Raw genomic sequence first — 24629 nt, forward strand, 5'->3', positions numbered from 1 at the left:
ACCTTTTGCCCACATTGCGCTGGTAAGGGCCAACCCTACGCGACGTCCATGGCGTCCGAATGAGTGCGAGTTCGGGAACAATAATGGCAGACAGAACCCAGCTGAGAGTAGCCGACCACAACGACATCGCCGACGATGATCCGTTCGCGGAACTGACCAGGATCATGGGATTCGACCCGCGCCAGCCGGTCAGGCCGCAAGGGCCTGCAGTCGCCGATCAGCCGGCGGAAGAGGGCGATTTCGACATCGACCTCGAAAAGGAACTGATGGGCGAGTTCGGCGCTGATGACAGCGACGCCGCTCTGGTTGCCGAGGCTCATGAGCCGGCATTCGAAACGGCTGCCGTGAGTTCGGCGGACGAAGATCTAGCTGTGTCGCTCGACGACGATTTCCATCTGGACATGGCGGATTTCGACGATCATGCAACCAGCGTTGATCGTGCCGATCTCTCCGCTGCCGAAACCGCGCCATCCGTCGAGGCGGCTTTCGGCTCCGATTTCGACAATGCCGTCGCCAGTTCGCTCGAAGACGTTTCGCCATTCGAAGACGACCAGCCGATGGAAGACGAGCTCGCGGCGTCGCTCGATCATGATTTCCGGATCGATGACGAAGCCCAGCACGTTGCTGCCGTTGCCGACATGCATGCTTCTGTCGAGCCGGCCCATGATCCCGAATTCGACGATGCGGTAGCGATTTCGCTCGAGGACGAGCTGATGCTGGACGACCATTCGTCCGCGGAGCAGTCCTACAAGGCGGCGGATGCGGTCGCGTACCCCATGCCGGCCCAGGCAGCCGCGAGTGACAGCCAGGCGATCTCCAGCGGCGATTTCGCCGGTCACCTGGACGATGCCATGGCTGATGTCGACATGGATTTCGATCTTGCCGCGCATCGACCGGTGGCTTTCGATGTGCCGGAAACGCATGACTTGCTCGCTGATGAAGTGGACGCGAAGGGCGAAAGCCACAGCTCCGAAAAGGCGTCGGACGATGCTTTCGACCTGAACTTCGACGATGCGTTCGTCGACACGGACGAAGAGCCGGTCGCCGAAGTTGCCGCCGCCGCGGTTCAGCCGGCAGCGCCGGCTGCCACTGTGATCGAGCCGGCGCATGCCCCCATCGCGGATGAACGAAGCCTGGAAGACGAGTTGAACGCGCTGCTGGGCGCCATGACCGCGCACACGACGCCGGTGGCCAGGGAGGCCGCCATGGTTCAGCCAGCCGTCGCTGTTCAGCCGGCTGTAGCCGCGGCAGAAAGCGCCGGTGAACAGACTGATCCCGTTGGCGACCTCGACTGGGATCTTGACGAACCCGCGCTTGATGAGCCGCAACATCCTGGCGCCGCCCAAGCCGCCGAAGCGGATCTCGACGATCTGCTGCTTGATGAACTTCAGAGCCAGGATCTGGGCTCGGATGTCGCCGGACAGGCTGACATCGATTTCGACAATGATGCGTTCGACGCAGCGCTCGCCAAAAGCCTCGATCCGCGTGATGTGGCCGCTTCCCGGCAAGATCAGGCTGATTCTCTCGATTGGCTGGCGGAGCGTTCCGCACCGGCAGAACCTGCCCGCTCGTGGAGCCGCGTGACACCGGTTCCGCAACAGCCGGCATTTGCCGCTCAGCCGACCGTTTCGATGGCATCCATGGCCGCGGCGACGTCAGTGGCCGCCCTGCCGTCCTACCGTCCGGCCGAGTCGGTTGAGACTGCCGCCCCTGCAGCCCCTGTATCCGTGCCGCAGTCGCGACAGCCCGCGCGTTACGAAGAAATGCCCGATGTCGAGACAGTCGATGTGCCGGAACGTGTCGTGGCGTTGGCGGACGATCTCGACATTCCGGAACTGCACTTCGAGGAAGATGAGCCGGCGGCGTCTGGCTATGACGATCTCGATGCCGAATTCGCCAGTCTTCTCACCGACATGAACGCGGTGGATGTCGCTGCCGCTCCGGCGGCCAGCGCCCCCAGTGCATCCTATGACGATGAATCCTACAATGCCGGTTTCAAGCCGGGCTATGACCAAGTCAAGCCGGTCTATGATCAAATCAAGCCGGGCTATGAGGGGCTCAAGCCGGGCTATCAACCGGAAGCGCGGACCTATGCGGCGCGGCCGATGGAAATGCCTGCCCGCGCGGCAACGCCCATGGGCTATGCCGATGCCGCTGACGGCTTCAACCTCGACAACCTGCCCGGCAGCCAGCCGGCTTCACAGGCGGACGATTTCACCGTCGATGAGCTAGACTACGATCCCGAGCTGGACGAGGCGATGTCTGTCCCGGGGCTCGGCGAGCGGGAAGCCGCAAAATCCTCACGTGGGCGTGGCATGTTCATTGCCGCGATTATCGGCGCCGTGGCGGTGGCTGGCGGCCTCGGCGCCTTTGCGCTGTCATTCGGCGGCAAGGGCGGCAGCGAAGCGCCGGTGATCGTCAAGGCCGACAACACGCCGATCAAGGTCAAGCCGGAAAATCCGGGCGGCGCCGTGGTGCCCAACCAGGACAACAAGGTCTACGACGCGGTGGCCAAGGGGGCCAAGCCCGCCGAGCCGGTCCAGGAAAAGCTGGTCACCAACACCGAAGAGCCGGTGGATGTGCAGGCGAAGGACCCAGCTCGTGCCATCGATCTTTCGCCGGGGACGGCCGATGATACCACCGCCGCCGCTGATGGTGCGGATGCGGCTGGCAATGCCGTTGCGGCCGCTCCGGCGCCGAAATCCGAGGATCGCATCGCGCAGGTGCTGCAGGATGCCGACAAGGGGACGAACGCCGATGTCGTCGCGGTCGCGCCGCGCAAGGTGAGGACCATGGTGGTCAAATCCGACGGTTCGCTGGTGCCGCGCGAGGATCCGGCGCCCGCCGCACCGCAGGTGGCCGCGACCGAGCCGGTCGATCCGGCGCCGCAGCATGTCGGCCCGGCGGCACAGGCCGACGCGGACCAGACTGGCACCGTGGCGCCAGCCGCCGTCCAGGCGGATGTCGAGCCGGCGCTCAAGCCGGCAGCCAAGCCCAAGGCTGAGGCCAAGGCTCAGTCGGCCAACACGCCGGCCAAGGTTCCGGTCGCGCCGCAGCGCCCGTCCGACCAGCCGGTTGACGTCGTCGGCGAGGTGAAGCCCGATCAGGTTGCATCCATCGATCCGTCGTCAACCGCGAGCGGCGGGGGTTCATGGTCGATGCAGATCGCTTCGCAGCCGACGGTCGAAAGCGCCCAGTCCAGCTATCAGGACCTGCAGCGCCGCTACGGCAGCGTGCTTGCGGGCCGCACCGCCAACATCGTCAAGGCCGAGATCGCCGGCAAGGGTACGTTCTACCGCGTCCGCGTGCCCGCGCAGTCGCGCAACGATGCGATCAACCTGTGCACCAGCTACAAGGCGGCCGGCGGCAACTGCTTCGTGTCGCGCTAGGACCTGACCAACCAATCAAAGCCGGCGTGACCCAAGGGCCACGCCGGCTTTTTCATGTGCCCTGACTTGTTCGTGTGGAGGCAGATCTGACGTTTGACCGCATGTGGCCCGGGACGATTCCCTTTGATCGCGCGAAGCCTTAGACTCCTGACATGACCGAATCAAAATCCATGATCCTCGGCTGTGCCGGGAAATCGCTCACCCGCGAAGAAATCAATTTCTATCGCAATGAATGCCCTTGGGCTTTCATCCTGTTTGCGCGCAACATTGGCGAGACCGAGCAGATCCGCGATCTGGTCGCCGAGATGCGCGACTGCATCGGACGCCCGGACGCGCTGGTGTTCATCGACCAGGAGGGCGGCCGGGTGCAGCGCCTGCGCCCGCCGCTGGCGCCGAACTATCCGGCCGGCGGCGCGCTCGGCGCGTTGTGGCGCAACGATCACGACGCCGGCGCGCGCGCGGCGTGGCTGATGGCGCGGCTGCATGCTTTCGATCTCTTGCGCTACGGCATCACGGCGGATTGCCTGCCGGTGCTCGACGTGCCGATCGAAGGCGCCAGCGACGTCATCGGCGCGCGTGCTTACGGCAAGGAGCCGCGCCCCGTCATCGAACTGGGCCGGGCCGCGGCCGAAGGCCTGATGGCAGGCGGGGTGTTGCCGGTCATGAAGCACATTCCCGGCCACGGGCGAGCCTTTGCCGACACGCATTTCGAATTGCCGATAGTGAATGCCTCGCTGAGCGATCTGCAACGGCATGACTTTGCCCCGTTCAGGGAACTCAACCATCTGCCGATGGCGATGACGGCGCATGTCGTCTACAGCGCGATCGATCCCAACAACCCGGCGACGACTTCCGGAAAGGTCATCGATGAGATCATCCGTCGCGAGATCGGTTTCGACGGGCTGCTGATGAGCGACGACACCTCGATGAAGGCACTTTCTGGGGATTTCCCGACAAAGGCGGCCTCGATCCTTGCGGCGGGCTGCGATCTGGTCCTTCACTGTAACGGTGTTTTCGAGGAGATGGCCGGCATCGCGTCGCGCACCACCGGGCTTGAAGGAACGTCGCTTGAGCGCGCCAAGCGGGCGCTGACCTATATAAGGAAAAGCGACGCGGCTGAAGAAGCCGAGATACGTGCGGAATTCGCCACCTATTTCGACGCGGTGGCCTGACAAAGGAAGCGAGAGGAAGTGGCGGAGACATTGGAAAGCAAGGCCGCGAAGGCCGCACCGATGGACCGTCTGTGGGCCGAGAACGACGATTCACGCGTCACTGGCGACCCGTCGCTGGTCGTCGATGTGGCCGGCTTCGAAGGTCCGCTCGATCTGCTCCTGCATCTCGCCCGCACGCAGAAGGTCGATCTGGCGCGGATTTCGATCCTGGCGCTGGTTGAGCAATATCTGACCTTCGTCGAGACGGCGAGGGCGCTGCGGCTCGAGCTTGCCGCCGACTATCTGGTGATGGCGGCGTGGCTGGCCTTCCTCAAGTCGAAGCTTCTCATTCCCAAGCAGCCGGGCGACGAAGGCGAAAGCGGCGAGGAACTGGCGGCGGTGCTGCAGTTCCGGCTGAAGCGGCTGGAAGCCATGCGCGATGCCTCGGCGCGGTTGGTCAACCGCAATCGGCTCGGCCGCGACGTGTTTGCGCGCGGCATGCCGGAAATGGTCATCGTCGAAAGGCGCAACGCCTATTCGGCGTCGCTCTACGATCTCTTGACCGCTTATGCCCAGCAGCGGCAGAAGCAGGCCATCAACAATGTGACGATCGCCAGGCGCGGCGTGTGGTCGCTCAAGGATGCGCGCGATATCCTGACCCGGCTGGTCGGATCTCTGCATGACTGGGCAACGCTGGAAAGTTTTCTCATCGAGTACATGACCAGCCCCGAGGAGCGGCGCACGGCGATCGCGAGCTCTTTTGCGGCCACGCTGGAACTGGTGCGCGAAGGCAAGATGGATGTACGGCAGGACGAAGTGTTCGCGCCGATCTATCTGCGCGGCCGTGTGCAGGCAATCAAGGCAGTCGAGGTGGCATCATGAGCGAACGCGCCAACGCTTCGGTTCTCCCGTTCAAGGTCGGTGACGAACCGGATGAGGCGCTGTTTTCCGAGGAGCCGGCCGAGCAGGTACAGAACCCGGCCGAGCGGCTGCATCTGGCGGAAGCCGTGCGCATGGCCGAGGCGATCGTGTTCGCCAGCGCTGAGCCGGTCAGCGAAAAGCAGCTCGCGGCGCGCCTGCCTGACGGCATCAACGTCGCCGTCGCCATGGCTGAACTGCAGCAGATCTATGCACGGCGCGGCGTCAATCTGGTGCGGGTCGGCGAAGCCTGGGCATTTCGCACCGCCGGCGATCTGGCCTTCCTGATGAGCCGCGACACGGTGCAGCAGCGCAAGCTGTCGCGCGCCGCGCTCGAAGTGCTGGCGATCATCGCCTATCACCAGCCGGTGACGCGCGCCGAGATCGAGGACATCCGGGGTGTCGAAACCTCGAAAGGCACGCTCGACACGCTGCTGGAAACGGAATGGGTGCGCATGCGCGGTCGGCGTCGGACGCCCGGCCGTCCCGTCACCTATGGCACGACCGACACGTTCCTCGACCATTTCGCGCTGGAGGAAATCCGGGATCTTCCCGGTATGGAGGAACTGAAGGGCGCCGGGCTGCTTTCAGGCCGCATGCCGTCGAATTTCTCCATTCCGCAGCCGCCGGCCGATCCCGACGCGCTGACCGACGACGAGGATGCGCTGACCGACATCGATCTCGAGGAACTCGGCCTGCTGACGCCGCGCGTCACGGAAGATTGACTGGCAATTGCAGCCCATTTGTCGAGGATGCGCGGATTCGTAGCGGCCATGGTGTCGAAAATGCGTGACATCCGCCACCCTTTCATAAACTCTGTCGCAGTTGTGTTTGAATCCCAACGCGAAAACGCATAGATCATCGCCAGGGAAAACATTCGAGAGAGATTTGCTATGGGTTCATTTTCGATTTGGCATTGGATGATCGTGCTGGTGATCGTGCTTTTGGTGTTCGGCCGCGGCAAGATTCCCGAGTTGATGGGCGACATGGCCAAGGGCATCAAGAGCTTCAAGAAGGGCATGGCCGACGACGACGTCGCCGAAGACAAGCGCACCGTCGAACACCGTGCCGACGAGACCGTCTCGGCCGTGAAGGAAAAAGCCAGCAAGAGCTGAGCCACAGGTTCTAGTCGGAACAGAGTGCCATGTTTGAAGTCGGCTGGACCGAAATGCTGGTGATTGCGATCGTCATGATCGTGGTCGTCGGGCCCAAGGATTTGCCCAACATGCTGCGCACCTTCGGCCGCACGACGGCCAAGCTGCGCGCCATGGCGGCCGATTTCCAGAAACAGTTCAACGAAGCGCTGAAGGAAGCCGAGCTCGACGATGTCAAGAAGTCGGTCGACGAACTCAGGAACCTCAGCCCGGCCGCCGAGATCCGCAAACAGCTCAATCCCTTCGAGCAGGCGGCGGCCGATGTGCGCTCGGGCGTCGATGCGGCGATGAAGCCGAAGCCGGCCGCCGATCCTGCAGCACCTGCCGCTTCGACCCCGCAGGCGGCCGAACCCTTGAAGAACGGCGCAACGACCATGCCTGGCGTCAACGGGCCGGAAGCCGCGCCAGCAGCGCCGATTTTCCCGGCCATGACCGATGAATCGGTGGTGACATCGTCCGCGCCCACCGAACCGGTCGTGGCGCCGAAGGCATCCGCGAAGAAAGTGGCCAAGGCTGCAAAGGCGACGCCGGCGGCAAAAGCGCCGGCCAAGGCGTCGGCGAAGGTGGTGACGGCGTCAAAGCCTGAGTTGCCCAAAACAGCGAAGCCGGCCGTGGCCAAGACGGTCGCGACCAAGACCGTGGCGAAAGCCGAGCCGAAACCGGTCGCGGCGAAGAAGCCGGTGGCCAAGAAGACGGCTGGAGCCGCCAAGTGAGCGTTTCGGACAAGGAAAAGGACGAGATCGAAAAATCGTCGGCGCCGCTGATGGAGCATCTCATCGAGTTGCGCCGGCGGCTGATCTGGTCGCTCGGTGGCTTCTTCGTCGCCTTCCTGATCTGCTTCTTCTTCGCCAAGAGGCTGTTCAACCTTTTGGTCGTCCCGTTCAAATGGGCGACGAAGTGGGCGGGGCTCGATCCGCACAAGGTCGAGCTGATCTACACCGCACCGCAGGAATTCTTCTTCACCCAGGTCAAGCTCGCCATGTTCGGCGGCATGGTCATCGCCTTTCCGCTGATCGCCACGCAGATCTACAAATTCATCGCGCCCGGCCTCTACAAGAACGAGCGCAACGCCTTCCTGCCGTTCCTGATCGCGTCACCCATCCTGTTCCTGATGGGCGCCTCGCTGGTCTATTTCTTCTTCACGCCGATGGTGATGTGGTTTTTCCTCGCCATGCAGCAGGCCGGCACCGACGATCAGGTGCAGATTTCGCTGCTGCCGAAGGTGTCGGAATATCTCAGCCTGATCATGACGCTGATCTTTTCCTTCGGCCTGGTGTTCCAGCTGCCGGTGGTGACCAGCCTGATGACGCGGGTCGGCATGCTGTCGTCCAAGGGACTGGCCGAGAAACGCAAATGGGCGATCGTCATCGCCTTTATTGTCGCGGCGGTGCTGACACCGCCCGATCCGATGAGCCAGATCGGCCTGGCCCTTCCGACCATCCTGCTCTACGAGGTTTCCATCTGGGCCGCGCGGTGGATCGAGCGCGACCAGGAAAGGCAGCGGGTGGCGCGCGAGAAGCAGGACGCCGCGGAAGCCGTGGCGGACAAAGCACCGGACGAGCCACCGGCGCCGGCGGCCTCGTAAGGCAACAGAGTGCTAACGGCGGAAAACAACAGCCGCCGGCCAGCCTCATCTTGCATCAATCAAGGATGCGGTTTACGCCCCTCTAGCCTAGCTTGAGGACGAAAAAACCATGCTTGATATCAAATGGATTCGCGACAACCCGAAGGCCCTTGTCGAGGCGCTGGTGAAGCGCTCCTGGTCGGCCGGTGACGCGCAGTCCACGGTCGATGGGCTGATCGCCTCGGACGAGGCGCGGCGCGAGCACGTCACCGAGCTGCAGACGAAGCAGGAGCGCCGCAACGCCGCCTCGAAGGAGATCGGCAACGCCATGCGCTCGGGCGATGCGGCTCTCGCCGAAAAATTGAAAACCGAAGTCGGCGAGATCAAGACTTTCATCCAGAACGGGGAGGCACGCGAACGCGAACTCGACAAGGCGCTGAACGATGCGCTGGCGGTGCTGCCCAATGTGCCGCTCGACGACGTGCCGGTCGGCAAGGACGAGCACGACAATGTGGTCAAGCACATCGTCGGCAAGATACCGACGCGTCCGAACTGGGTGAAGGAGCATTTCGAGGTCGGCGAGGCGCTCGGCATGATGGATTTCGAACGGGCCGCAAAGCTCTCCGGCTCGCGCTTCACCGTGCTGAAGAGCGGGTTGGCGCGGATGGAACGCGCGCTCGGCCAGTTCATGCTCGACCTGCACACGACCGAGCATGGCTATGAGGAAGTCATCCCGCCGCTGATGGTCAAGGACGACGTTCTTTTCGGCACCAACCAGCTGCCGAAGTTCGAGGAGGATCTTTTTTTCACCTCGCACGGGGAGGGCAGGCTTGGCCTGATCCCGACCGCCGAGGTGCCGCTCACCAATCTGGTGCGCGAGGAGATCACAGCGCATGAAAAACTGCCGCTGCGCTACACCGCGCTGACACCGTGCTTTCGTTCGGAAGCGGGTTCGGCCGGGCGCGACACGCGCGGCATGCTGCGCCAGCACCAGTTCTACAAGGTCGAACTCGTCTCGATCACCGATCAGGAATCGTCGCTCGCCGAGCATGAGCGGATGACGCAATGCGCCGAGGAAGTGCTGAAGCGGCTCGGCCTGCCGTTCCGCACCATGACGCTGTGCACCGGCGACATGGGCTTTGGTGCGCGCAAGACCTACGACATCGAGGTCTGGCTGCCCGGCCAGAACGCCTATCGCGAAATCTCGTCCTGCTCGGTGTGCGGCGATTTCCAGGCGCGCCGCATGGACGCCCGCTACAAGGACAGGGACGGCAAGGGCAACCGCTTCGTCCATACGCTCAACGGCTCGGGCACCGCGGTTGGCCGCGCCCTCATCGCCGTCATCGAAAACTACCAGAATGAGGATGGCAGCGTAACCATTCCTGAAGTGCTGCGGCCTTACATGGGCGGTCTGGAAAAGATCGAATCGAAATGATGCGTATCCTCCTGACCAATGACGACGGCATTCATGCCGAGGGACTGGCGTCGCTCGAACGGGTCGCGCGAACGCTGTCCGACGATGTCTGGGTGGTGGCGCCGGAGCAGGACCAGTCCGGCTATGCGCATTCGCTGTCGATCTCGGAGCCGCTGCGGCTGCGCAAGATCGGCGAGAAGCATTTCGCCGTGCGCGGCACGCCGACCGATTGCGTCATCATGGGCGTCAAGAAGATCCTGCCGGGTGCACCGGACCTGATCCTGTCCGGCATCAATTCCGGCGCCAACATCGCCGACGACGTCACCTATTCGGGAACCGTCGCCGGCGCCATGGAAGGCGCGCTGCTCGGCATCCGCTCGATCGCGCTCAGCCAGGGCTACAGCTATGTCGGCGAGGATCGTGTCGTCCCTTACGAGACGACCGAGGCGCTGGCGCCGGCGCTACTGAAGAAGCTTGTCGCGACGCCGTTGCCGGACGGCGTGCTGCTCAACGTCAATTTTCCGAACTGCCTTCCCGAGGAAGTCGCCGGTACGGTGGTCACCTCGCAAGGCAAGCTCGTGCATAGCCTGTGGGTCGACGAGCGCCGCGACGGGCGCGGGCTGCCTTACTACTGGCTGCGTTTCGGCCGCGAGCCGGTCGAAGGCAAGCGTGGCTCCGACCTCTACGCCCTGCACAACAGGCTGGTGTCGGTAACGCCGTTGCATCTCGACCTCACCGCGCATGAAATCCGTGACCAACTGAGCAAGGCGCTTGCATGAATCAGGGCCTCCCAATCGATGATCGCGAAGGCTTTGCCGCCTTTCTGCTGCGCTTGCGTGGCCGGGGAACGGTGCCGAAGGCGCTGATCGCTGCTTTCGAGGCAACACCGCGGCGTGGTTTTCTTGGTGCCCAGTTCCATCAGATCGCCTGGTCGGACCGCATGCTGCCGATCGAATGCGGCGAGGCGATCGAGGGCGCCGACATGCAGGCGGCGGTGATCGCGGCGCTCACCATCGAGCAGGGCAACCGCGTGCTCGAGATCGGCACCGGCTCAGGCTACACGGCAGCGGTGATGTCGCGGCTGGCGGCGCGGGTCGTCACCACCGACCGCTACAAGACGCTTGTCGAGCAGGCCAGGCAGCGCTTCGAGGCGCTCGGCATCGGCAATGTCATCGTGCGCCAGGCGGATGGTTCCGGCGGACTGCCGAATGAAGGGCCGTTCGATCGTATCGTCGCGTGGGCCGCCTTCGACAGCCTGCCGCGCTTCCTGCTCGACCAATTGTCGAGCGGCGGCATCGTCATCGCCCCGATCGGCCCCGAGGAGGGCGAACAGGTTCTGGCCAAGCTGACCAAGGTCGGCAGCCGGTTCGAGCGTGAGGACATCGGCCTCGTTCGCCTGCAGCCGATCCTGCGCAGCGTGGCCGCCGTCATCTAGAGCCCATCCCGATTCAATCGGGATGGGCTCTATCTGTTTGTTTGAGCATGATCTTTTCCGAAAGCCGGGTCCACTTTCGGGATCATGCTTTAGCTTTGTTTAGGCGATACAGGCTGCGGACGGCGAGGTCATGAGCTTTCGTGACAGCGCGGCGCAATTGCGCTCAGCTAGGGCGACCGCTTGCAAGCTCGTCGGAGCTGGTCTCGGTGCCTCTCCAGGCGGCCTCAAATATTTTAAGAAAATTTGCGTCTGATTTTAAGGGGTTAACCGACCAGTAACATTAACGCGCTTTAATCATGCCCAGTTGGTAAAGAGTATGTGCGGGTTATTGCGATGCAACTCAGTGTTTTGAAGGCAAACGGGCGCAATCTGGCGCGAGGCTGCGCCGTCCTCGTGATTGCAGGCGCCGCGGCTGGGTGCAGTTCCCAGGCCTCTCGGTTCAACAGCGTCGACGACGTCTTCACGTCCTCGACCAACAATCAGCGCGCCATCATCAACAAGCAGGATGCCGTGCAGCCCTATCCGGGCGATGTCTCGGCCGCTCCTCTCGACGGCAGCCATACGCAGTCGGTCAGCCGCTCCAGCCTCGAGCCGGTTTCGTCCCGGCCGCTGCCGCCGCCCGTTGCCCAGGCGCAGCCTGCTCCGGCGCTGGCGCCTGCCGCAAACCCGGTCCGTGTCGCTTCGGCGCCGGCCTTGGTGCGTCCGGCTCCCCGCGTCGACAGGACGACGACCGGCACCGTTGCTCCGGCGGCATCGCCGTTCAAGACGGCGCAGCCCGACGCCCCGCGTGTGGCGACAGCGGCCGGTACGCCACATGCAACCGAGATCGTGGTCAGGGATGGCGAAACCGTCTCCGCCCTGGCGCAGCACTACAAGGTGCCCGCCGATGTCATCATGAAGGTCAATGGGCTGAGCGCGACCAAGGGGCTGAAGACCGGCCAGAAGCTGATCATCCCGGCCTATGCCTATTCGAGCAAATCAGAGCCGAAAGTCGCCGACGCCAAGCCGGCAAACGGCGGCAAGCGCGACCTGCCGGCCACCGCGCCGGACAAGGTCGCGGTGCTGCCGCAGCAGCCGAAGCTCAAGGAGGGCAAGTCCGCCGCACAGGTGGATGCCTCGGCCGCCGCGAGCCAGCCCAAGGAGCCCAAGCCCGTGCAGGTGGCCAAGGCGACCGGCGCCGCAGGCACCTATACGGTCCAGTCGGGGGACACGATGTCCTCGATTTCCAGGAAGACCGGCGTCAGCGTCGTCGCGCTGAAACAGGCCAACGGCATGAAGGATGGCCTGCTCAAGATCGGCCAGACCCTGAAGGTGCCGGCTGGTGGGACCGCGACGGTCGCCAGCGCCAAGCCGGCGAAGGTCGATCCGGTGACTACGGCGACGACGCAGCCCGCTGCAAAGACGACGCCGTCGGAAACGCTGGCGTCCTACACGCCGCCGAAAAAAGATTCGAAGGTCATTCAGCAGGCCGAGGACGACGAGGCTGTCGCGCCTGACGCCACCGGCATCGGCAAGATGCGTTGGCCGGTGCGCGGCCGCGTGATCTCCGGTTTCGGGGCTGGCAAGGACGGCGTCGACATCGCCGTGCCCACGGGCACGCCGGTCAAGGCAGCCGAGAATGGCGTCGTCATCTATGCCGGCGATGGGCTCAAGGAATTCGGCAATACGGTGCTGGTGCGCCACGAGAACGGCCTGGTCACCGTCTACGGACACGCCAGCTCGATCGAGGTCCAGCGCGGCCAGAAGGTCAAGCGCGGCCAGGAAATCGCGCTGTCTGGCATGAGCGGCACGACGGACTCGCCGAAGCTGCACTTCGAAGTGCGCAAGAACTCGGCTCCGGTCGATCCGTCGGGCTATCTCGAATAGAATAAAAAAAGCGATTTGCAGGCCGCCTGACCTCCAGTCCGGCCCGCCGGCTCAGCCCGCTCCGCAAGGGGCGGGCTTTTTCAGTTGGGTCGGGGCAGGTTAGTCCTTGAGCGGCTTGCCAAGCCGGCCTGCCAGATCCTGGGTGAACTGCCAGGCGACGCGACCCGATCGGCTGCCGCGCGTCGTTGCCCATTCCAGCCCTTCGGCGCGCAGCTGCTCGGGATCAATGTCGAGGCCGTGATGGCTGGCATAGCCGTCGATCATGTCGAGATACTCGTCCTGCGAACATTTGTGGAAGCCGAGCCACAGGCCGAAGCGATCGGACAGCGAGACCTTTTCCTCGACTGCTTCGGACGGGTTGATGGCGGTCGAGCGCTCATTGTCGATCATATCGCGCGGCAACAGATGCCGGCGGTTGGAGGTGGCGTAGAAGATGACGTTGGCCGGGCGCCCCTCGACGCCGCCCTCGAGTGCTGCCTTCAGCGATTTGTAGGACGTATCGTCGTGGTCGAAGGAGAGGTCGTCGCAAAACAGGATGAAGCGAAAGGGCGCCGCTTTGAGCAGGCCCATCAGCTTCGGCAGCGTGTCGATGTCCTCACGGTGGATCTCGATCAGTTTCAACGGCTGGTCGGACCTGGCCCTGGCATTGATTTCCGCATGCACGGCCTTGACCAGCGACGATTTACCCATGCCGCGCGCGCCCCACAACAGCACGTTGTTGGCCGCATGGCCGGCGGCGAAGCGCTCTGTGTTGTCGACAAGAATGTCGCGGACGCGGTCGACGCCCCGGATCAGGCCGATGTCGACGCGGTTGACCTTGCGTACCGGCTCCAGAAAACCAGGGTCGGCCTGCCAGACGAAGCAATCGGCCTCGCCGAGATCGGTTCGAGGCACCGGTTGCGGGGCGAGGCGGCTGACCGCCTCGATCAGCCGGTCGAGCTTCTGGTTCAGGGCGTCAATGCTGCTGTCGGTCATGTCTGGCTTTTGTTTTTTCGCGGTTTTGAAGTGTGGGAGCGTGGACCTGTCCAATTCCGACGGGTTCGAAACCGGTTGCAACCTTTTGTTCGAGCGTGATCTTTTCCGAAAACCGGCTCGCGCTTTTCGGGATCATGCTCTAACACGGCTCAACAGGCCGGAAAAGCAGCCGATTTGCCCGGCCGCGCAGTTGCATTGACAACTTTACCGACTATATTCCGGCCAAATTTCAAGGGGCCGCCAAACTCCACAGGACGGTTGGCGGCTGTTTTCAAAATTCAGGAGTACTCTCGATGTTCGTGACACCGGCATACGCCCAAGGCATCGGCGGCGCCTCTCCAGATATGTTCATCAGCATTTTGCCGTTTGTCCTGATTTTCGTGATCATGTATTTTCTCATCATCCGGCCGCAGCGCACGCAGCTGAAGAAGCGCGGCGAGATGCTGGCCGCGGTTCGTCGCGGCGACACGGTCGTCACCGGCGGCGGCTTTGTCGGCAAGGTGACCAAGGTGATCGACGACAACGAGCTCGAGATCGACCTCGGCGGTGGCACGAAGGTGACCGCGTTGCGCTCGACGATCGCCGACGTGCGCGTCAAGGGCGAGCCGGTGGCCAACCAGAACGCCAAGAAGTAATCCAATTCCAGGCGGAGCGATCCGCGGACACGCTCTGACGGACGACGCCATATGCTGTATTTTTCGCGCTTCAAGATGATCCTGATCTGGGTGGCAGTGGCCATCACAGTGATCCTCGCCGCGCCCAATCTGTTCTCCGCCAGCACGCTGGCCCAACTGCCCAGCTGGGTGCCGAAGCGGCAGATGACGCTCGGCCTCGATCTGCAGGGCGGTTCGCACATCCTGCTCAGGATGGATCCCAACGACCTGATCAAGGACCGGCTGTCAACGACGCGAGACGAGATCCGGACGCTGCTGCGCGATGCCAAGGTCGGCTATACCGGTCTTGCCGGATCGGGCCGCACCGTGCAGGTCCGCATCACCGATCTGGCCCAGGTCGATGCCGCCAAGAAGGCGTTGAAGTCATTGACCGACCCTGTCGCCGCCGGTCTGTTCAGCGGCGGTTCCATCCAGGAAATGACGCTGGATGAATCCGAACCCGGCCTGCTCAAGTTCAATGTCACCGACGCAGGCATCAAATACCGCACCTCGACGGCGCTGACGCAGTCGATCGAAGTCGTCGGACGCCGTGTCAATGAACTCGGCACCACCGAGCCGATCGTGCAGCGCCAGGGCGATGACCGCATCCTGGTCCAGGTGCCGGGTCTGCAGGATCCGCAGCGGCTGAAGGAAATCCTCGGCCAGACCGCCAAGCTGACCTTCCAGATGGTCGATCAGTCAATGCCGGTGCAGGACGCGCTGAAGGGGCGCCCCCCCGCCGGGTCATCGATCCTCTATTCACAGGACGATCCTCCGGTTCCCTACCTTATCGAGAACCGCGTCATCGTCTCGGGTGAAAACCTCGTCGATGCCCAGGCGACTTATAATTCGCAGAACAACGAGCCGGTGGTTTCGTTCCGTTTCGATTCGAAAGGTGCGGCGCGCTTCGGCCAGGCGACCTCGCAGAATGTCGGCAAGCTGTTCGCCATCGTGCTCGACAATCAGGTGATCTCGGCGCCGCAGATCCGTGAGCCGATCCTCGGCGGCACCGGCCAGATCTCGGGTAACTTCACCGCCCAGAGCGCCAACGACCTCGCCGTGCTGCTGCGCGCCGGCGCCTTGCCGGCGACACTGACGGTGATCGAAGAGCGCACCGTGGGTCCGGGCCTCGGCCAGGATTCGATCCATGCCGGCAAGGTGGCCGGCATCATCGGCTCTATCCTCGTCGTTGCGTTCATGTTCGTCGCCTATGGCTTCCTCGGCTTTCTCGCCAACATCGCGCTTGCGGTGCACGTGGCAATGATCGTCGGGCTGCTTTCGCTGCTTGGTGCGACCCTGACCTTGCCTGGTATCGCCGGTATCGTGCTGACCATCGGCATGGCGGTCGATTCCAACGTGCTGATCTACGAACGTATTCGCGAGGAGCGACGTAACGGCCGCTCCGTGATCCAGGCGATCGACACCGGCTTCTCGAAGGCGCTCGCGACCATCGTCGATTCCAATGTCACCTCGCTGATCGCCACCGTGGTGCTGTTCTATCTCGGTACGGGTCCGGTGAAGGGCTTTGCCATCACCTACGCCATCGGCATCCTGACCACCGTGTTCACCGCCTTCACCTTCACCCGCCTGCTGGTGTCGATCTGGCTGCGCCGCGCCCGTCCGAAGGAATTGCCGAAGGCACCGGTGACCTTCATTCCGCCCGGCACCAAGATCCCTTTCATGGGTATTCGCCGCTGGACGTTCGCGCTGTCGAGCTTGCTGTCGGTCCTGTCGGTGGTGTTGTTCATGACCGTCGACATCAACTACGGCATCGATTTCAAGGGCGGTTCGCTGATCGAGGTGCAGGCCAAGACCGGCAATGCGGATCTCGCTGACATCCGCGCCAGACTGACGGAACTCAACATCGGCGAAGTGCAGGTGCAGCAGTTCGGCGAGCCGAACGACGTGCTGATCCGCGTCGGCACGCAGGATGGCGGCGAGAATGCCGAGCAGAGCGTCGTCGACAAGGTGCGTGGTGAGCTGCAGGATCAGTATGATTTCCGCCGTGTCGAGGTGGTGGGGCCGACGGTTTCCGGAGAGTTGGCCAAGCAAGGCACGATCGCCATGCTGGTCGCGCTGCTCGGCATCCTGGTCTATGTCTGGTTCCGCTTCGAATGGCAGTTCGCGGTCGGCGCCATCGTGGCGACGGTGCACGATGTGGTGATGACGCTGGGCTTCTTCGTCATCACCGGGCTCGAGTTCAACCAATCGTCGCTGGCGGCGATCCTGACCATCATCGGCTATTCGCTGAACGACACGATCGTGGTCTACGACCGTGTTCGCGAGGATCTGCGAAAATACAAGCGAATGCCGCTGCCGCAGCTGTTGAACAACGCCATCAACGAGACGCTGTCGCGAACGACGCTGACCTCGGTGACGACGATCCTCGCCTTGCTGGCGCTGGTGCTGTTCGGCGGCGAGGTGATCCGCTCGTTCACCATGGCCATGCTGTTCGGCGTCGTGTTCGGCACCTATTCGTCGATCTTCATCGCGGCACCGCTGCTGATCCTGTTCAAGCTGCGGCCACAGGCTACAAGCTCCGACGAGGAGAAGCCGGTTGGCGGCGGCAAGGCGATCGCGACCTGACGCGCGGCCGCGAAGGGGTGACATAACGGTGACCAGCAAAGGCATCGTCATCCGCGAGGCGCATTTCCCCGGCCGCGCGCCGATCGAGGCCTACGGTAATGGCGGGTTCCGCTTCGCCGACATGTCGCATCGCGGCTCGTTGCTGTGCCTGCCATCCGGCATCCACGGTTGGGAGCCCACGAATCCGCTGGCGTTGACGGTGGCGGATTTTGGCAAGCTGCTGGCTGAAGCCGACAAGGTCGAAATCCTGCTGGTCGGCATGGGTAGGGAACTCCGGCCGCTACCGGCGGCGCTGCGCGCGGCGCTGAAGGCGGCGGGCATCGCGTCCGATCCGATGTCGACGGGGGCAGCGGTGCGGACTTACAATGTCCTCCTGGCGGAAGACCGTGCGGTGGCCGCCGCGCTCATCGCCGTCGATTGACATGTCCCAAAATGCCCAAATCGTCATGGATGCGGTGCGCGCCGCCGACCACGACCGCTATCTGACCGCGCTCTACGCGCCGGCCGGCCGCCGCGACGCGCTGTTTTCGCTCTATGCCTTCAATGCCGAGATTGCTGGCATCCGGGATCGCATCCACGAGCCGTTGCCCGGCGAAGTGCGGCTGCAATGGTGGCGCGATGTCATTGCCGCCGGTGGCGAGGCGGGTGCCGGCCATCCCGTTGCCGATTCCTTGAACGCCACCATTGCTGCGTTCAAGCTGCCGAAACCCGCGTTCGACAACATGCTCGAGGCGCGCATTTTCGATCTCTATGACGATCCGATACCGTCGCGCACCGATCTCGAAGGCTATTGCGGCGAAACGGCAGCCGCGCTTATCCAGCTTGCGGCGATGGTGCTCGATCCCGTCGAGGCACCGCGTTTCGCCGAGCTGGCGGGCAGGGCCGGCTGCGCCCAGGCGATAACCGGCCTATTGCTCCTGCTGCCGCTGCACCGCAAGCGTGGGCAGTGTTTCGTCCCGGTCGATATCCTGGCGGCGGCGGGCTCTTCGCCGGAGGAGTTTGTTGCCGGCGACGGCGGCCCCGGCGCCAAGCGCGCGGTGGCGGCAATGATCGCGCTGGCGCGGGACCATCTTTCCGCCTTCGAGCAAGGGGCGTCGGCGCTGCCGGCCTCGCTGCGTCAGGCATTTCTGCCGCTGGCCCTGTCGCGTGCCTATCTGACGAAAATGGAAAGCAGCTCGCCGCTCGACGGCATGGCGCGGCTGTCGGCCCTGCGCCGGCATTGGCTGTTGTTGCGTCGCGCGAGCAAGGGTTGGTCGGCACTTTGACGTAAACGTCAATCGTGTTAAGGAATCTCCGAGCTGAGAACTGTTGCCGCAGACGACAGACCGGCCCGGAGGAGATAACCCATCCATGAGCTTGCCTGTGCTGGTCGCGATCGTCGCCCTTGGCATTGCGCTGTCGGTCGCCGCGGTGCATTTCACCGGTGGCAGCAAGACAGCGGCGCTGGCCGGCCCGGATCAGGCATTGAGCCGTTTCGCCGAAGATTTTCCCGATGAGACGGCCGTGACAGTCCGCCTGACGGCGGATGCCAAGACGGCATTTCTGGATCTTGGGCGAGGGCGCATCGGCATCGTTCACGGCATCGGCGATTGCTTTTTGACCCGCATCGTCACGCCTCGCGATGTCACGGCTTTGACCGCCGGCGATGCAAACACGGTTTCGTTCCAGCTTGCCGATTTCACCTGGAAGGGCGGCCGTTTCAGCTTTGCGGACGCTGTTGATGCCCAGGCCTTGCTGAATGCTCTCGGGTCGCATCATTCAAATTCCACGAGGGAGGCCGCGTGATGGACAGCTATGATTTCCCGCAGGTCACCCAGCTTGCCATTCCGTTCTTCGTCGCCGCGATCCTGATCGAACTGTGGCTGGTACGCACCGGCCGCGCCAAAGGCTCGTTCGAGACGCGCGACACGCTGACCAGCCTGATGATGGGCACCGGCAATGTCGTCGCCGGGCTGCTGCTTGGCGTCGTGTCCTACTGGGCACTGCTATGGCTGTGGCAATTCAGGATCTTCAATCTCGGCCTGTCGTTCTGGGTGTTCCTGGCCGCCTTCCTGCTCGACGATCTGCGCTACTATGTCTATCACCGCATCGCGCACCGGGTGCGCTGGGTTTGGGCCGAGCACGTCAACCATCATTCCAGCCAGCATTACAATCTGTCGACGGCATTGAGACAAAGCTGGACCGGGCTGTTCACCTTCATGTTCGTGCTGCAGGCCCCGCTGGTGCTGCTCGGCTTTCACCCGGCGGTGATTGCCTTCACCTTCGGCTTCAACCTCGTCTGGCAGTTCTGGATCCACACCGAGACCATCGGCAGGATGTGGCGCTGGTTCGAGTTCATCTTCAACACGCCGTCCCACCACCGCGTCCACCACGCCACCAACCCGCGCTATCTCGACGCCAACTATGCCGGCACGCTGATCATCTGGGACCGTATGTTCGGCACCTTCGTCGAGGAATTGGAGGAGGATCGGCCGCGCTACGGCATCGTCAAGAACCTGGGCACCTTCAACCCGCTGAAAGTGGCGTTCCACGAATGGATCGGCATGTTCGGGGATGCCTTTGCGCCAGGGCTTACGCTCAGCGATCGTTTCAACTACCTGATCAAGCCGCCTGGCTGGAGCCATGACGGTTCGCGCGAGACCTCGGAAAGCCTGAAGGCTGCCTATGTCAGGCGGAATCCCAGCGAGGCGGGCAAGCCGGGGCTGCCGGCTGCAAGTGCCGAGCCGGCGGAATAGCTGCTTTTATCATGAGGGCTCGTTCGAGCCACCATCGCGCATCAGTGTCTCGTAGTCGCGGCCGCCGTAGAAAATGTTGACGATACGGACGAGATCGTCTTCCACGATGTAGGCGATGACAGCAGAGTGCTCGAACGGCACCGTTCGCAATCCTGGCACGATGTGGTCACGAGAACGACCACCCCGAGGTGCGTTACCAATGCTCTGGCAGCGGTCTTCGATGCGCAGCACGAATCTCAGCGCTACGTCTGAACTTCCAGTTGCCTCGGCTATGTGTGTGAAAATGTTGGCAAGATCGTCGCTGGCACTTTCGCGGTACTCGACTTCAAGCCGCCGAATCATCAGCGCGGCTCGAATATTGCCCAGCGAATTTCTTAAGCCGGTCGCGAACCTCTTTTCCAGAAAGGTTCGGCCTCGTGTCCTCGATCGATGCCGTCACCCGCGCCCGGATCGCCGCCATCCGTTCGGTATGCTCTTCCTCTTCGCGCTGGAAAGCGCGAAGTGCGGCGCGGATGACCTCGCTCGCCGAGCCGAAGGAGCCGTCCTGGACTTTCTCGCGGATCATGCGCGCCATGGCGGGCGTGACGGTGACCGACAGTTTTTCAGCGGCTTCCATGGATGTCTCTCTCAGGCATAGGTAGGATATTATCCCACTTTACGCCAGGGGTCCATCAGACCGGCAAGTCTACTCCGCTGCTTCTGCCGTTTGCGCCGGCAAGCCCAGCCATTGCCGGCAGTCGGCTTGGGCGCGCGACGTGATGGCATGGCGCTTGGCGACCGTCTTGTCCTTGCCGCGCATGTGTTTGCCTTCGGTTTTCGGGGCTTCGACGGGCGGGAACAGGCCGAAATTGACGTTCATCGGCTGGAACGAGCGCTTGCCGGGCTCGTCATCGGAAACAATATGGCCGCCGGTGATGTGGTTGAGCAGCGCGCCGAAGGCCGTGGTGAGCGGCGGCAGGGACGGCGCATGGCCGAGCCGTTCGGCGGCGGCGAAGCGACCGGCAAGCAGGCCGATCGCGGCGCTCTCGACATAGCCCTCGCAGCCGGTGATCTGGCCGGCGAAACGCAGGCCGGGGCGCGATTTCAGCTGCAGCGAAGCATCAAGCAGGGTCGGCGAGTTGATGTAGGTGTTGCGGTGCAGGCCGCCGAGGCGGGCGAAATCGGCGTTTTCGAGGCCCGGGATGGTGCGGAACACGCGCACCTGTTCGGCATGCTTCAGCTTGGTCTGGAAGCCGACCATGTTGTAGAGCGTGCCCAGCGCATTGTCCTGCCTCAGCTGCACGACGGCATAGGCCTTCACCGTCGGATTGTGCGCATTGGTTAGCCCCATCGGCTTCATCGGCCCATAGCGCAGCGTCTCGACGCCGCGTTCGGCCATGATCTCGATCGGCAGGCAGCCGTCGAAATAGGGCGTGCCTTCCCATTGTTTGAATTCGGTTTTCTGGCCGTCGACCAGCGCCTGCACGAAGGCAAGGTACTGGTCCTTGTCCAGGGGACAGTTGATGTAGTCCTTGCCAGTGCCGCCGGGCCCGACCTTGTCGTAGCGCGACTGGAACCAGCAGATGTCCATGTCGATCGTGTCGAAATGGATGATCGGCGCGATGGCGTCGAAGAAGGCGAGCGCGTCGGCGCCGGTCGCCTCGGCGATCGACTGGGCAAGCGATGGGGCGGTCAGCGGCCCGGTGGCGATGATCGCCTGGTCCCAGTCCGCCGGTGGCAGGCCCGCCACTTCCTCGCGCTGGATGGTGATCAGCGGATGCGCCTCGAGCTTTTTCGTCACGGCGTCGGAGAAGCCATCGCGGTCGACGGCAAGCGCGCCACCGGCTGGCACCTGGTTGGCGTCGCCGGCACTCATGATCAGCGAGCCAGCCAGCCGCATCTCGGCGTGCAGCAGGCCGACGGCGTTGTTTTCGGCGTCGTCGGAACGGAACGAATTGGAACAGACGAGCTCGGCAAGGCCATCGGTCTTGTGCGCGTCGGTGCCGCGAACGGGCCGCATTTCATGCAGGACAACCGGCACGCCGGCTTGCGCCGCCTGCCAGGCGGCTTCGGAGCCGGCGAGGCCGCCGCCGATGATGTGGATGGGATTTTTGCTCATGAGCGCCGGAATAATCGCTTGGTGCGGCGATTGCAATTGCCGAGCGTGGTGCCGGGCAAAACAGCTCCCGAAGGAACCAGCCCCTGAAAACAACAACACCCGCCGGGGGAGGAGGTCCGGCGGGTGTCGTTTTGGGGGTCGACCCTCGGGAGGAGGTGAAGGCCGACCGTATTCGTCATCACCGGGGAGGAGGTCGGCTTTGACGAAATCTCTTTCGCCAATTTTGAAAGGGGCGAAACCTTTGGGACAAAATTCGTTTTGCCCCGGGGAAACAGCGCCCGCCGCGGGAGGAGGTGCGGCGGGCGCCGTTTTGGTGGTCAACCCTTGGGAGGAGGTAAGGGGTGACCGTATTCGTCAGGGTCGGGGAGGAGGTCGACCCTGGCGAAATTCCTGGTTAGATCGCCCGGCGGGCGACGGTCTTGATTTCGTCGCGGACGATACCGAGATCATGCAGCTGGCGGTTCGAAAGGCGACCCAGCTCGGTAACCGTCTCGCGATAAACGCGCCAGTTACGATAGTTGCGGATCAGGTTCATTGTCGTTCTCTTTTTCAAAACTGGTTCGGACCATTCGCGGTCCGAAGAATTAGACCGCCTTGCGAGCGACGTAAGGAATGTCGCTGCGGCTGATGCCGAGGTCGGTCAGTTCACGGTTGCTCAGGCGGCTCAGCTCGGAGACAGTGTCCCGGTAGCGGCGCCAGTTGCGGTAGTTGCGGATCAGGTTCATGGTATTTCTCGTTTCGTCTTTCTTCCGGATCATTCCGTCTTTGTGTACGAACCATAGATAGGCGGGCTCATATCGATTTAAAAGCGCTATGGCTGCATGGCAGCAATGCAAATTGTGCAATGCAACATTAACGCGCGTTCACGGACCTGACACAAAGAAACCCGAATCGGAAAATGCCGTTGCGTCAACGGTTTGGCCGGATCGGCTGAAAAAAAGACCAAACCGGGGGAGGGGCAACATGGCGAGCTATTCGTCGCGGATCAGGTTGGATATCGCGCGCTGGCACCAAACCGGCCTGATCGACGCGGCGACCGCCGATTCCCTGGCGCGCGATGTCGAGGCCAATGAGCGCAAATCGCTCAGCTTCGGCTCGATCCTGGCGATGATGGCCGCCTTGCTGTTCGGCGCCGCCATCCTGATTTTCGTCGCCGCCAACTGGGACGCGATCCCGCGGCTGGCACGGATAGCGGCACTGTTTGCCGTCATCCTTGGCGGCTATGTCGGCGGCGCGGTGCTGAAGACACGCGACCATGCGGCGATCGGCGAGGCGCTGTGGATCGTGGCGGCCGCGGCTTTCGGCGGTTCGATCGCGCTGATCGGCCAGATGTATCATCTGTCCGGCGACGAGGCGTCCGCTTTGGTCACCTGGGGTGCCGGCACGGCATTGGCGGCGGTGGCGTTGCGATCGAACCCGCTGACCGTCGCTTCGGTCGGCATCGCCGATGCCTGGCTGTTCCTGAAGGGATTCGACTATTTCAATCGCAGCGAATTTCCGCATCTCTTCGTCGTCATGGCGATCGTGCTGTTTGCCGTTTCGTTCTGGACCCGCAGCCAGCCGGCGCGGCACCTGATCATCCTGTCCCTGCTCTTCTATCTCGTCCTGTTCGCCATGGATCACGCGACGCTGCCGGTGGCGATCCCCCTTGTCACTGTCTCTGCCGTGCTTTTCGCGGCTGCCGTCTTCGCACCGGAACCAGTCGACCGGATCGTGCAACTTGGCGGCCGTTTGCCCTTGCATGCTCTGCTCGGCTTCCTCACCGGCCTGGCTATCATCCAGTTCGAACTGGCGGACGAAAGCACCTATAACAGCGGTTTCACCATCGCCTCGGTCGTTGCGCTCGCCGGTATCGTCGCGGCCATCGTGCTGGCCGGCCGGGAGAGCCGTGGGCTGCGCTGGCTCGCCTATCTCGGCTTCGCCTTCGAACTCGCCATCATCTATGTCGTGACCTTGCAATCGATGCTCGATACGGCCGGCTTCTTCCTTGCCGCCGCGGTGCTGCTCGGCATCCTTGCGCTCGTCATCATCCGCGTGGAGAAGCGCATGAAAGGTCCAGCAACCGGGGGAGCCACGGCATGATGACCGGAAAGCGGCTGATCATTTCGGCGCTGGTGCTGGCGCTCGTCCAGATAGGCTTCCTGAGCTGGATCATCGCCGGCCGGGCGGCGATCCTGCGCAATGGCAAGGAGGTGCTGCTGAAGATCGAACCCGTCGATCCACGCGATCTCCTGCGCGGCGACTACATTGTTCTTGGCTACGAGATTTCGCGGATACCGGTGAAAATGATCGCCAACATCCCGGCCGACAAATTCTCCAGCGACGACACGTCGATCGTGGTCCGCCTGAAGAAGGGTGCCGACGGCTACTGGACGCCGACCACCGCCTGGTTCGGCAAGGCACCGACGCGGGCCGCCGCCGACGAGGCCGATATATCAGGCCATGTCGCTGAAGGCTGGGATCTTCGTGGGGAGGGAATGACCATCGCGCCGGATTATGGCATCGAACGCTTCTACCTGCCGGAAGGCGAGGGGATGGCGATCCAGAACGACATGCGGGTGCGTCCGTTCGGGATACGCCTTGCGCTCTCCGGCGATGGCACCGCCCAGATCAAGGCGCTGGTGGATGGCGACAAGACGCTGTTCGAGGAGCCGCTTTACTAGAATGTCCGTGCCTGCCGTGGTGTGAAGC

25 protein-coding genes are annotated in these 24629 nt (G+C 63.2%); 19 read left to right on the top strand and 6 right to left on the bottom strand.

The window, feature by feature from the left end:
- Positions 1 to 83: 83 nt before the first annotated feature.
- The 11 genes from OOJ09_RS11365 (at position 84) to OOJ09_RS11415 (ending at position 12891) form a co-directional block, all read left to right on the top strand.
- Positions 84 to 3389 (top strand): SPOR domain-containing protein, encoded by a 3306-nt coding sequence (locus tag OOJ09_RS11365; protein WP_269905309.1) that lies wholly within the window; start codon positions 84 to 86, stop codon positions 3387 to 3389.
- 152 nt (positions 3390 to 3541) lie between these two features.
- Positions 3542 to 4561: a beta-N-acetylhexosaminidase gene (gene nagZ, locus OOJ09_RS11370; RefSeq protein WP_269905310.1), complete on the top strand. Its 1020-nt coding sequence runs from the start codon at positions 3542 to 3544 to the stop codon at positions 4559 to 4561.
- Positions 4562 to 4621: 60 nt separating this feature from the next.
- Positions 4622 to 5422 carry a segregation and condensation protein A gene (locus tag OOJ09_RS11375; protein ID WP_269905643.1) on the top strand — a complete coding sequence of 267 codons (801 nt, stop codon included), beginning with the start codon at positions 4622 to 4624 and terminating at the stop codon, positions 5420 to 5422.
- A complete protein-coding gene (scpB, locus tag OOJ09_RS11380) occupies positions 5419 to 6183 on the top strand; it encodes an SMC-Scp complex subunit ScpB (protein ID WP_269905311.1) in 765 nt (254 codons plus the stop codon). Before OOJ09_RS11375 ends, scpB begins: the two co-directional genes overlap by 4 nt.
- Before the next feature lie 168 nt (positions 6184 to 6351).
- Complete coding sequence (locus tag OOJ09_RS11385; protein ID WP_013895102.1) at positions 6352 to 6573, top strand: twin-arginine translocase TatA/TatE family subunit; 222 nt, start codon at positions 6352 to 6354, stop codon at positions 6571 to 6573.
- Positions 6574 to 6602: 29 nt separating this feature from the next.
- The gene (gene tatB / locus OOJ09_RS11390) at positions 6603 to 7325 is read left to right on the top strand and encodes a Sec-independent protein translocase protein TatB (protein WP_269905312.1); all 723 of its coding nucleotides are present in this window, start codon (positions 6603 to 6605) and stop codon (positions 7323 to 7325) included.
- Positions 7322 to 8197, top strand: coding sequence for a twin-arginine translocase subunit TatC (tatC, locus tag OOJ09_RS11395; protein WP_269905313.1), 876 nt, complete (start codon positions 7322 to 7324; stop codon positions 8195 to 8197). The genes tatB and tatC overlap by 4 nt, the downstream gene beginning before the upstream one ends.
- A 109-nt stretch (positions 8198 to 8306) precedes the next feature.
- Complete coding sequence (gene serS, locus OOJ09_RS11400) at positions 8307 to 9611, top strand: serine--tRNA ligase (protein ID WP_269905314.1); 1305 nt, start codon at positions 8307 to 8309, stop codon at positions 9609 to 9611.
- The gene (surE, locus tag OOJ09_RS11405) at positions 9611 to 10369 is read left to right on the top strand and encodes a 5'/3'-nucleotidase SurE (RefSeq protein ID WP_269905644.1); all 759 of its coding nucleotides are present in this window, start codon (positions 9611 to 9613) and stop codon (positions 10367 to 10369) included. The genes serS and surE overlap by 1 nt, the downstream gene beginning before the upstream one ends.
- Positions 10366 to 11025 carry a protein-L-isoaspartate(D-aspartate) O-methyltransferase gene (locus OOJ09_RS11410; protein ID WP_256750576.1) on the top strand — a complete coding sequence of 220 codons (660 nt, stop codon included), beginning with the start codon at positions 10366 to 10368 and terminating at the stop codon, positions 11023 to 11025. The genes surE and OOJ09_RS11410 overlap by 4 nt, the downstream gene beginning before the upstream one ends.
- Before the next feature lie 333 nt (positions 11026 to 11358).
- Positions 11359 to 12891 (top strand): peptidoglycan DD-metalloendopeptidase family protein, encoded by a 1533-nt coding sequence (locus OOJ09_RS11415; RefSeq protein ID WP_269905315.1) that lies wholly within the window; start codon positions 11359 to 11361, stop codon positions 12889 to 12891.
- Between the two features lie 99 nt (positions 12892 to 12990).
- On the opposite strand, the gene OOJ09_RS11420 is transcribed toward OOJ09_RS11415, so the two are convergent.
- A complete protein-coding gene (locus OOJ09_RS11420) occupies positions 12991 to 13866 on the bottom strand; it encodes an ATP-binding protein (RefSeq protein WP_269905316.1) in 876 nt (291 codons plus the stop codon).
- A 293-nt stretch (positions 13867 to 14159) separates the two neighbouring features.
- Between OOJ09_RS11420 and yajC the strand changes: the two genes are divergently transcribed.
- The 6 genes from yajC (at position 14160) to OOJ09_RS11450 (ending at position 19840) form a co-directional block, all read left to right on the top strand.
- Positions 14160 to 14501: a preprotein translocase subunit YajC gene (gene yajC / locus OOJ09_RS11425; protein WP_010909882.1), complete on the top strand. Its 342-nt coding sequence runs from the start codon at positions 14160 to 14162 to the stop codon at positions 14499 to 14501.
- Positions 14502 to 14552: 51 nt separating this feature from the next.
- The gene (gene secDF / locus OOJ09_RS11430) at positions 14553 to 17105 is read left to right on the top strand and encodes a protein translocase subunit SecDF (RefSeq protein ID WP_269905317.1); all 2553 of its coding nucleotides are present in this window, start codon (positions 14553 to 14555) and stop codon (positions 17103 to 17105) included.
- A 28-nt stretch (positions 17106 to 17133) separates the two neighbouring features.
- Positions 17134 to 17526 carry an Mth938-like domain-containing protein gene (locus OOJ09_RS11435; RefSeq protein WP_269905318.1) on the top strand — a complete coding sequence of 131 codons (393 nt, stop codon included), beginning with the start codon at positions 17134 to 17136 and terminating at the stop codon, positions 17524 to 17526.
- 1 nt (position 17527) lies between these two features.
- A complete protein-coding gene (locus OOJ09_RS11440; protein ID WP_269905319.1) occupies positions 17528 to 18370 on the top strand; it encodes a phytoene/squalene synthase family protein in 843 nt (280 codons plus the stop codon).
- A gap of 97 nt (positions 18371 to 18467) precedes the next feature.
- Positions 18468 to 18890 carry a hypothetical protein gene (locus OOJ09_RS11445; RefSeq protein WP_333474466.1) on the top strand — a complete coding sequence of 141 codons (423 nt, stop codon included), beginning with the start codon at positions 18468 to 18470 and terminating at the stop codon, positions 18888 to 18890.
- Complete coding sequence (locus OOJ09_RS11450; protein ID WP_269905321.1) at positions 18890 to 19840, top strand: sterol desaturase family protein; 951 nt, start codon at positions 18890 to 18892, stop codon at positions 19838 to 19840. Before OOJ09_RS11445 ends, OOJ09_RS11450 begins: the two co-directional genes overlap by 1 nt.
- Positions 19841 to 19849: 9 nt before the next feature.
- On the opposite strand, the gene OOJ09_RS11455 is transcribed toward OOJ09_RS11450, so the two are convergent.
- The 5 genes from OOJ09_RS11455 to OOJ09_RS11475 form a co-directional block, all read right to left on the bottom strand.
- Positions 19850 to 20182, bottom strand: a complete 333-nt coding sequence (locus OOJ09_RS11455; protein ID WP_269905322.1) for a type II toxin-antitoxin system RelE/ParE family toxin — start codon at positions 20180 to 20182, stop codon at positions 19850 to 19852.
- Positions 20166 to 20456 carry a type II toxin-antitoxin system ParD family antitoxin gene (locus OOJ09_RS11460; protein ID WP_269905323.1) on the bottom strand — a complete coding sequence of 97 codons (291 nt, stop codon included), beginning with the start codon at positions 20454 to 20456 and terminating at the stop codon, positions 20166 to 20168. Before OOJ09_RS11460 ends, OOJ09_RS11455 begins: the two co-directional genes overlap by 17 nt.
- Positions 20457 to 20525: 69 nt before the next feature.
- A complete protein-coding gene (gene trmFO, locus OOJ09_RS11465; RefSeq protein ID WP_269905324.1) occupies positions 20526 to 21938 on the bottom strand; it encodes a methylenetetrahydrofolate--tRNA-(uracil(54)-C(5))-methyltransferase (FADH(2)-oxidizing) TrmFO in 1413 nt (470 codons plus the stop codon).
- 394 nt (positions 21939 to 22332) lie between these two features.
- The gene (locus tag OOJ09_RS11470; protein WP_269905325.1) at positions 22333 to 22473 is read right to left on the bottom strand and encodes a DUF1127 domain-containing protein; all 141 of its coding nucleotides are present in this window, start codon (positions 22471 to 22473) and stop codon (positions 22333 to 22335) included.
- A 49-nt stretch (positions 22474 to 22522) separates the two neighbouring features.
- Positions 22523 to 22663, bottom strand: coding sequence for a DUF1127 domain-containing protein (locus tag OOJ09_RS11475; protein WP_013531315.1), 141 nt, complete (start codon positions 22661 to 22663; stop codon positions 22523 to 22525).
- Between the two features lie 238 nt (positions 22664 to 22901).
- On the opposite strand from OOJ09_RS11475, the gene OOJ09_RS11480 reads away from it, so the two are divergent.
- On the top strand, positions 22902 to 24020 hold the full coding sequence (locus tag OOJ09_RS11480) for a DUF2157 domain-containing protein (protein WP_269905326.1): 1119 nt from the start codon (positions 22902 to 22904) through the stop codon (positions 24018 to 24020).
- The gene (locus OOJ09_RS11485) at positions 24017 to 24601 is read left to right on the top strand and encodes a GDYXXLXY domain-containing protein (RefSeq protein WP_269905327.1); all 585 of its coding nucleotides are present in this window, start codon (positions 24017 to 24019) and stop codon (positions 24599 to 24601) included. Before OOJ09_RS11480 ends, OOJ09_RS11485 begins: the two co-directional genes overlap by 4 nt.
- The last annotated feature ends 28 nt before the right edge of the window (positions 24602 to 24629 follow it).

The organism is Mesorhizobium qingshengii (assembly GCF_027563465.1).
In the GTDB taxonomy this organism is placed as follows: domain Bacteria; phylum Pseudomonadota; class Alphaproteobacteria; order Rhizobiales; family Rhizobiaceae; genus Mesorhizobium; species Mesorhizobium qingshengii_A.